General features: G+C 62.9%; 5 protein-coding genes. 2 read left to right on the forward strand and 3 right to left on the reverse strand.

Annotated elements, in window-relative coordinates; genetic code table 11:
- Window positions 1-96: 96 nt before the first annotated feature.
- The 3 genes from IAE77_RS13275 to IAE77_RS13285 all read right to left on the reverse strand — a co-directional run bounded on the left by IAE77_RS13275 (window position 97) and on the right by IAE77_RS13285 (window position 4,156).
- Window positions 97-765: a hypothetical protein gene (locus IAE77_RS13275; protein ID WP_294227239.1), complete on the reverse strand. Its 669-nt coding sequence runs from the start codon at window positions 763-765 to the stop codon at window positions 97-99.
- A gap of 174 nt (window positions 766-939) precedes the next feature.
- Window positions 940-2,946, reverse strand: coding sequence for a c-type cytochrome domain-containing protein (locus IAE77_RS13280; protein ID WP_294227242.1), 2,007 nt, complete (start codon window positions 2,944-2,946; stop codon window positions 940-942).
- Between the two features lie 55 nt (window positions 2,947-3,001).
- Window positions 3,002-4,156 carry a c-type cytochrome domain-containing protein gene (locus IAE77_RS13285; RefSeq protein WP_294227243.1) on the reverse strand — a complete coding sequence of 385 codons (1,155 nt, stop codon included), beginning with the start codon at window positions 4,154-4,156 and terminating at the stop codon, window positions 3,002-3,004.
- Window positions 4,157-4,410: 254 nt separating this feature from the next.
- Here IAE77_RS13285 and IAE77_RS13290 point away from each other — a divergent pair, with 254 nt between their 5' ends.
- Both IAE77_RS13290 and IAE77_RS13295 read left to right on the forward strand, forming a co-directional pair.
- The gene (locus IAE77_RS13290; RefSeq protein ID WP_294227245.1) at window positions 4,411-5,829 is read left to right on the forward strand and encodes a deoxyribodipyrimidine photo-lyase; all 1,419 of its coding nucleotides are present in this window, start codon (window positions 4,411-4,413) and stop codon (window positions 5,827-5,829) included.
- Window positions 5,830-5,987: 158 nt separating this feature from the next.
- Window positions 5,988-6,392: a VOC family protein gene (locus IAE77_RS13295; RefSeq protein WP_294227247.1), complete on the forward strand. Its 405-nt coding sequence runs from the start codon at window positions 5,988-5,990 to the stop codon at window positions 6,390-6,392.
- The last annotated feature ends 202 nt before the right edge of the window (window positions 6,393-6,594 follow it).

Here is a 6,594-nt window from a genome sequence, read left to right on the forward strand (position 1 = left end):
AATGACGAATGCAGAATGTCGAATGACGAATGAGTGCCGCTGACGTCGTGCTCGGGGCATTCGTCATTCGACATTCGGAATTCGTCATTTCTCCAATCATTCCTTCGGCAGGTTCGGTTTGATCGACTGGCAGAAGGTGTCGAAGGCGGCGGTGTTTTGCTCGACGAGTTCTTTGGGGCCGGTGAGTTTCACGAAGATGGTCGCCTGCTCGGTGCTGTGGATGAGGCCGAGCATGCGGTAGCCGGATTTGGCGCTCTCGGCACCGAAGCCTTTGAAGTCGCCGTCGAAGGCCACAAAGGTCGCCTCACGGTTGAAGAAGGGCTTCTTCGGCAGCTTGGCGATCTCCTCCGGGGTGTAGGCAGGCTGTCCCATCTGTGTGCGCCAGCGGTTCACATTGGCCTCCAGGCCGCCGGCGGAGCCCGGCATGAGCGAGATGTAGCATTCCCCTTCCTTGTTGGGTCCAAACCGGAGGTCGAGCAGACGCATTCCCATCGGATCGGGCTCGGTGTTCTCACTCCAGCCATCGGGAATGGTCCAGGTGAGGAGACTGCGGAAGTCGGGCCGCTGCTGCGGCTCCTCACGCGCATCATCAAAGAATCGCGTCGCGCTCGGGATGTCCACATGCGGCTTCGCGGCATGGCTGGATATGTCCCGGGATTCCGTGATGGCCACACGCTCGCCCAACCGGTCACAAGACGTGGATAACAGACCGCACGCAACGAGCATGCAGCATTCAAAGGGGTGATTCATCGAGGGGAAACGCATGAGGGGATGGGATGTTTAGCAGCATCCGTCGTCAACGCCATGAAGATACGATGATGGCAGGAACGATAGAGACAAAAAGTGCCCAGTAATCAGCGTCTGCTGCCCGGTTCCGGGCCGACACCTTACTGGGCACTGAAACTGAGCACCTCCATCGCGAGGACGTGCCCGCCAAGGTCAGGCACCCTTGTGATCCGTGTGGCAGGCCTTGCAGTTCACCGCAGCTTTGTAAGCAGCCACGCCGGCGGCGTCCTTGGCCTGGATCTTCTTCACGGCGCCGATGAGAGCCTGGCATTTGGTGACCCAGGCAGCCTTGTCGCCCTTCGGCGGGGTGGCAGCGCACATGTCCTGGTACACTTTCAGCAGGGCGCCCAGTTCCGCGTCGGTCGCCGTGCCTCCGGCCACCTTCTTGCACAGGGCGTCATCCGGTTTGTGATACTGCTTCATCGCGGTCTTGATCACATCGCTGCCAGCCGCAGGCTTGGCGGCCTTCGGGTCAGCCTTCGCAGGCGCTGGCGGCGGGGCTGGAGGTGCAGGCGGCGGGGCGGTCAGCTTGGCGATCTCCGCTTCGCTGAGGCCCACATTGACCTTCAAACCGGGAAGCTTCGCTTCCAGCGCCTTGGCTCCGTTCTGCGTCACGCCGGTCTGCCAGACGAAAAGCTTCTTCAGCGCCTTCGCACCGGCCAGCGCGGCGATGCCGCCATCGGTCACCTTGTCGCCGTAGAGGTTGAGGTATTCGAGGTTCGGCAGCGCGGCCAGCTTGGCGAGCCCGGCATCACTGAACTTGGTGTTTTCGAGGTGCAGACGCTCCAGGTTCGCCATCTTCGCCAGCGTGTCGGCCGCTGCGTCGGTGATCTGGCTGCGGGAAAGATCCACCCACACGAGATGCTGGGCGATCGGGGCCAGCAGGGCGACTTCCTTGTCACCAAATTTGTCGGCGGCATTGATGACGCCGAGGCGGAGCTGCTCGGTGTCCTGGGCGAGCGGCATGAGAGAGGCGTTCAAAGCGGCCATCTTGGCGCTGATCTCGGCCACCTGTTTCTTCTCCGCGTCCGTCAGCGGCTTGGCCTTCGGCTTCTCGACTTTGGCCGGAGCGGCCACCTTGGGCAGGCCTTTGGCCAGAAGAACGGCCAGCGCGCCCTCCACATCCGCCGCAGGCTTCAATGATGCGACCGTGGCGCTGTCGGAGGCGCCGGTTTCGATCCACCACTTCAGGATCGCCACTTCTTCCTTCGTGAGCTGCGGCTCGTCGCTCGGCGGCATGTGCTCGTCGTCGTCGGTGGGCAGGTTGGCACGGACGAGCATGAGGCTGTCCTTGACGTTCTTGGCGATGACCGTGGTCGCACCATCACTGCCGCCCTTCATGATGGCGGCGTAGTCGTGCAGTTGCAGCTTGCCCTTCTTCTTCTCCTCACCGTGGCAGCTCACGCACTTCGCCTGCATGATCGGGGCGATGACATCGCGATAAACGACCGCCTTCGCGGCGAGGGCGGCGTCCAGCTTGCCACCAGCGGCAGGCGCAGCAGCCGGTTTGGCGGCAGCAGGGGCTGCCGGAGCGGCAGGCTTCGCGGCCGCAGGTGCCGCGGCGGGAGCAGCAGCGGCAGCCACAGCGACGGGTTTGGCATCGTCCTCGGCACTCCAGCCGTTGTTGATGTGCGCCTTGGGCAGCTTCGCCTTCAGGGCAGCCACTCCAGCCTTGGTGACACCACTCTGCCAAAGGTAGAGGGCGTTCAGCTTGGCAAGGCCCGCCAGTTTGGCGATTCCGGCGTCCGTGACCTTGGTGTTGTAAAGGTTCAGGTATTCCAGCTCGCTCAATCCCTTGAGTTGATCGAGCCCGGCATCGCCGATGGTGGTGCCCTCCAGGTGCAGTTCCTTCAATCCCTTCATCCCAGCCACCTTCGCCAAGCCCGCATCCGTGACCTTCGTGCGTGCGAGGTCCAGGGAGGCGATTTTGTCAGCGATCGGTGCCAGCGCGTCCAGGCCCGCGTCGGTGAACTCCTTCGCCACGTTCAAGGCGGTGAAACGGTAGGTCTTCGCGTCGGCCGCGATGGGCATCAAGGAGGCGCCGGAAGCGTTGACCTTCTGCAGGGCGGCCTCCACTGCGGGATCGGCGGCTTTTTTGTCGTCGGCGGCCTGCACGTTGAGTGCGAGTGCCAGGGCTAGGATGATGGCGGTTGGTTTCATGAAAACGGAAAGAAAAAAGTGTGGGGGAACCAGGCAAGAAAAGGAACGAATCGGACTAACCTTTCAGGATGCCTTCGACAGCAGCCTTCAGGCCCTCGGGAATCTGGGCCTCGCTGACTTTCACCGTGTTGCTGGCCCCCTGCTGCACCCACCATTTCAGGAGTTCGGTCTCCTCCTTGGTCAGCTGGTCCTTCCCATCCGGCGGCATGTGCTCGTCATCGCTGTCCGGAAGCAGGATGCGCTGGATGCTGAGGCTGTCGTCCGGCTTGCCGGCCACGAAGTTGCTGCCGTTCTCACCGCCTTTGATCGCCAGTTCATACGTGTCCATGCGCAGATCGCCCTTCGACTTCTCCTCGCAGTGGCACTTGTTGCACTTCGCGGTGAGGATCGGCAGGATCACATGCTGGAAGACGAGTTTTTCATCGCCACCGGGCGCCGGTGAAGGCGTCGGCCCGGGAGCAGGTGTCGGCGCTGGTCCTGGCGTGCCGGCGACGGGAGGCGTCACGGGCGTGGCGGCCACTTGTGGCTCCACCTTGGGCTCCGGCGTCACTTCGGGCTCGTCATTGCTCTTCGGCTTCTCCACAAAGCTCAGCATCCATTTCTCCATGCTGATCATCTGGCTCTTGATCGGCTCCGGGGCGTATTGGACGAGGAATTTGCTGCCATGACTGAGATTGCCACCAAAATGCGCCCCCAGGCCCATGATGCCGAAGCTGATGAAAAACAGCGCGCGGTAGGCATTCAGCAGCTCGGAGCTCTCCCGGCTCATGCCGACGATGCGCACCACCAGCGCCAGCAGCACGCCTGCTGTCCCGATGATCGCCATCGTCTGGTGCAGCGTGAAGTTCCCGCCCACATAACCGCCTTCGCGGGAAAGCATGATGCCCGCGAACATCGCGAACAACGCCCCCGCCGTGCCGCAGATCAGCATCACCAGCGAGGCGTCGCCATAGCGTGCCTCTCCCCGCCGCGTGGAGCAGATCAGCTCAAACAGGCACAGCGCTCCCAGGATGCCCACCGGCAGATGCAGCAGGATCGGGTGAAAGCGGCCGATGAACAGCACCATCGTCGAAACCTCGCCCTTCGGGTCATCATACAGCGGCGGGAAAAACAGCAGGCCGATCAAAAAGACCACGATCATGACGACGGTGGCGATCCACGGAAGGGTGAATGATTTCGGTCCGTCGAGTTCAGGCGAATGCGATGGCATGGGACGAGGGTGGGAGGAGTGGGGGTTTGGCAATGTCAGGCCTGCTAGTAACGGCAGCCCGCGAAAAGTTTCATCAGGAACCTGCGGACTGACGGCTGTCATTTTCCCCTCGCCCTTTGTCGAATGCTGAGCCGATCCTGCCCGCCGCCTTCGACCGGGTTCAGGCCCGTGCGCTGCCGAAAAGTGCATCTCTGGCATCCAAACCGCCGCTTCAGGCGCATTACGCGGTTCTCCCTGCCATCCTCCCGCCTCCCATGCCCAAGACCATCCTCCACTGGTTCCGCCGCGATCTCCGACTCACGGACAACACCGCCCTCCACCACGCCACGAAGGCCGCGGAGCAGGTCGTGCCGGTGTATGTGCTGAGCGATTGGAAAAGCAGCCACGGCTGGACCGGGCCGAACCGCCAGCAGTTCCTCTGCGGGAACCTCGAATCGCTCGCCAAGAACCTCGACACCCTCGGCAGCAGGCTCATTGTCCGTTGTGGCAAGGCCGATGCCGAACTGGAGCGCCTCGTGCGCGAGACGCAGGCCGGGGCGATCTATTTCAATCGCGACTACGATCCCTTCGGCCGCGAGATGGAAAAGAAGATCGCTGCGCTCTGCACGCGTCTCGGCATCGAGTGCCACGGCTTTGACGACAGCGTCATGCACGCGCCGGAAACGGTGCTCACCGGCTCGGCGATGCCTTATCGCGTTTACACGCCCTACTCGAAGAACTGGCTCAGCCTCGACAAAGCCGCTCCACTGCCCCGCGTGACGTCGTTGGGCCCCAAAGCGGCCGAACAAGTCACCAGCCTGCCGCTTCCCACGCTGGCTCACTGGAAGCTTCCCGAGCCTACGGCGCAGATCGTCGCCCCAGGCGAACGTGCGGCCCGCGACCGCATGAAGCGCTTCATCGAAAGCGGCCTCATTCTCCGCTACGGTGCGGATCGCAACATTCCCGCCGGTCAAACCACCTCGATGCTCAGCCAGGACCTGCGCTATGGCCTTCTCGGCATTCGCGAGCTCATGCAGCGCTGCCAGCAGGCCGCCGAGGCCGCGCCCGCGGCTGGCAAGGCCTCCGTGCTCACTTACATCAAGGAGCTCGCGTGGCGGGAGTTCTACTTCGCCATCCTGTGGTTCTACCCGGAGGTCTTCGAGCACGAGTTCAATCCCGACTGGCGCGGCCTGCCCTGGCCGGGCACGGAGGCGGCTTTCCAGCGCTGGGCCACCGGCACCACCGGCTTCCCCATCGTCGATGCCGGCATGCGGCAGCTTTTGCAGACCGGCCTCATGCACAACCGCCTGCGCATGATCACCGCCATGTTTTTGACCAAGGACCTGCACTGCGACTGGCGCATGGGCGAGGCCTTCTTCATGCAGCAGCTCGTCGATGGGGAAAACGCCAGCAACAACGGTGGCTGGCAATGGTCCGCCGGCACCGGAGCCGATGCCGCGCCCTACTTCCGCATCCAAAATCCCTGGCTGCAAAGCGCCCGCTTCGATCCCGAGGGCATCTTCATCAAAAAATGGGTCCCGGAACTCCAAAACGTCCCCGCCGCCGTCCTCCACGAGCCTCCGAAGCCCGGCCTCCCTCTCGCCAAAGGTTACCCGCTCCCCATGGTCGATCACCACACCGAGCGCGACCGCTGCCTGGCGATCTTTGCGAAGCATAAAGAGGAGCGGCGCTGAATCGACATTCGGCGTTCCCTGTTCCATCCTGGGCGGCGCACACCAGGCCACGCAGCCGCCCGCACCTGCCTTCTCCCCGCTTCCACCGGTGATCATCGGGCTGGCCCACCGGCGGACGCTCTGGACCTCGCACGACCCCGCCCCCCTTTTCCACACCCATGCCTGAGATCACCCAGCACAGCTTCGTCATCGCCGTCCCCGACCTGCAAAAGTCCGCCGCCTTCTACCGCGACGTTCTCGGCTTTCGCATCGACACCATTCCCGACCCTGGCTGGCTGTTCTACCGGTCAGGAGCTTGCACGATCATGGCTGGCGAATGTCCTGACGCCCTTCCGCCGTCCCAGCTCGGCGATCATGCCTACTTTGCGTATCTCCAGGTCAGCGACGTGGACACCCTGCACGAGACGGTTCGTGCGGCCGGCACCCCGATCTGCAAGACCCTCCGCGACGAGGCCTGGCAGATGCGCGAGTTTGGCCTCGTCACCCCGGACGGTCATAAGATCATGTTTGGCACGCCGGTTTTCCCCGCCGCCGCCACCGCCACTGCCGCACCCGAGGCTTGACCTCCAGCGGGTTTTTGGCTGCAATCGCTTCATTCATGCCATCCTTCATCTCCGTTTGTGAACCTCTTCCAAACTCAACCCACCCCTGAAAAACCACAAAAAACTGGGGGCGAATCTGATTCGTCCACAGTTAAGTGTGGCTAAACAACGTTGAACTGAGCCGCTGCGCGGAGGGTGCGTGAGGGGAGTTTGGATGGGGAGT

The organism is Prosthecobacter sp., from assembly GCF_014879935.1.
Classification (GTDB): Bacteria; Verrucomicrobiota; Verrucomicrobiia; order Verrucomicrobiales; family Verrucomicrobiaceae; genus Prosthecobacter.